The following is a 1,912-nucleotide window of genomic DNA, read 5'->3' as shown; positions in this document are numbered from 1 at the left end:
AAGCACGCCGCCAGCGTTCGTCCTGAGCCAGGATCAAACTCTCCGTTGAAAAATATCGGCACAAACCCCACCAAAGCAGGATCCGAAAACCATCAACCAAGTTCAACACTGACACAAAAATCCAAAAACTGGACTTACATAATCAATATTAATACTCAAAGAAACCCAACACCCAACAAAAGCTGGATGACGGGACAACACAAAATACAAAACCACCACAAAGGCAGCCCTGCACAGTGCATCAAAAATTGGCATTGACTTAAAGCACGCTGTTGAGTTCTCAAGTTTCGGGTGCGACCCGCACTTCCACCCAGGCACCAGGCCTGCTGTTTCCGTTTGGGGCAACTCGGACAACTTTACTTGCTTCGTCTCGGCCCGTCAAATCGGCCCGTTTCGACTAGCTTGTTGAGTTGTGTTTTGTCGCTTGACGACTCGGAGAACATTACCCATGTCCTCCGGGGATTGCAAATCGGGGTCTCATCGCGGCTTCAGGGGCCCCCTACATGCGAGGAGACCCCCAGGCCGCGGGCCTGGGGGTCTCCTCGCACGGGAGAGCGCTAGTCGGTGGTGTCAGCAGCCTCGAGCTCAGCCACGTCGGCCTTGGCGACGCCGGTGAACTTGAAGGGCAACTCCTCACCCTCCTCCGCGACGTCGACCTGGACGATCTGGCCGGCGGACAGGTCCCCGAACAGGATCTTCTCGGCCAGGATGTCCTCGATGTCACGCTGCAGGGCGCGACGCAGCGGACGTGCCCCGAGTACCGGATCGAAGCCGCGCTTGGCGATGAGCGTCTTGGCCGCAGGCGTGAGCTCGATGCCCATGTCCTTGTCCTGCAGCCTGCCCTCGATCTGGGCGACCATCAGGTCCACGATCCGCTCGATATCGGCCTGCGTGAGCTGGTGGAACACCACGATCTCGTCGACGCGGTTGAGGAACTCCGGGCGGAAGTGCTGCTTGAGCTCCTCCGAGACCTTCGCCTTCATCTTCTCGTAGCTCGACTCGGTGTCACCCGCGCGGGAAAAGCCCAGGTTCACGGACTTCGAGATGTCCCGCGAACCGAGGTTCGTCGTCATCACGATCACCGTGTTCTTGAAGTCGACGACGCGTCCCTGGGCGTCAGTCAGGCGGCCCTCGTCGAGGATCTGCAGCAACGAGTTGAAGATGTCCGGGTGGGCCTTCTCGATCTCGTCGAACAGCACCACGGAGAACGGCTTGCGGCGCACCTTCTCGGTGAGCTGGCCGCCCTCTTCGTAGCCGACGTAGCCGGGGGGCGAGCCGAACATCCGCGATGCGGTGTGCTTCTCGGAGTACTCCGACATGTCGAGCGTGATGAGCGCATCCTCGTCGCCGAACAGGAACTCGGTCAGCGCCTTGGTCAGTTCGGTCTTACCGACGCCGGAGGGACCGGCGAAGATGAACGAGCCGCTGGGTCGCTTCGGGTCCTTCAGGCCGGCACGGGTGCGGCGGATGGAGCGCGACAGGGCGCGCACCGCATCGGTCTGGCCGATGATGCGCTTGCCCACCTCGTCTTCCATGCGGAGCAGTCGCTGCGACTCCTCCTCTGTCAGCTTGAACACCGGGATGCCGGTGGAGCCGGACAGCACGACCGCGATCTCCTCCTCGCCGACGACGGCAGGGATGTCCGAGTCGCCCTGCTTCCAGGCCTCCTCCTTCTCGGCGCGCTGCGCACGGAGCTTCTGCTCCTCGTCGCGGAGGCTGGCCGCCTTCTCGAAGTCCTGCGCGTCGATGGCGGCGTCCTTCTCCATCTTGTTCGCCGCGATCTTCTCGTCGAACTCCCGCAGATCCGGCGGGGCCGTCATGCGCTGGATGCGCAGGCGGGCGCCCGCCTCGTCGATCAGGTCGATGGCCTTGTCCGGCAGGAACCGGTCCTGGATGTAGCGGTCAGCCATCG

General features: G+C 61.9%; 2 protein-coding genes. One reads left to right on the top strand and one right to left on the bottom strand.

Annotated features, from left to right (window positions below; all coding sequences use genetic code 11):
- Window positions 1-258 (top strand): hypothetical protein (locus BN1186_RS15655; RefSeq protein WP_218975365.1); only part of this gene is annotated, 258 nt, incomplete at its 5' end.
- 299 nt (window positions 259-557) lie between these two features.
- On the opposite strand, the gene BN1186_RS00090 is transcribed toward BN1186_RS15655, so the two are convergent.
- A partial coding sequence (locus BN1186_RS00090) for an AAA family ATPase (protein ID WP_040281354.1) occupies window positions 558-1,912 on the bottom strand: 1,355 nt, incomplete at its 5' end.

The sequence above is a fragment of the Tessaracoccus massiliensis genome (assembly GCF_000826065.2).
In the GTDB taxonomy this organism is placed as follows: Bacteria; Actinomycetota; Actinomycetes; order Propionibacteriales; family Propionibacteriaceae; genus Arachnia; species Arachnia massiliensis_A.
This window is presented reverse-complemented; position numbering and strand designations above follow the sequence as displayed.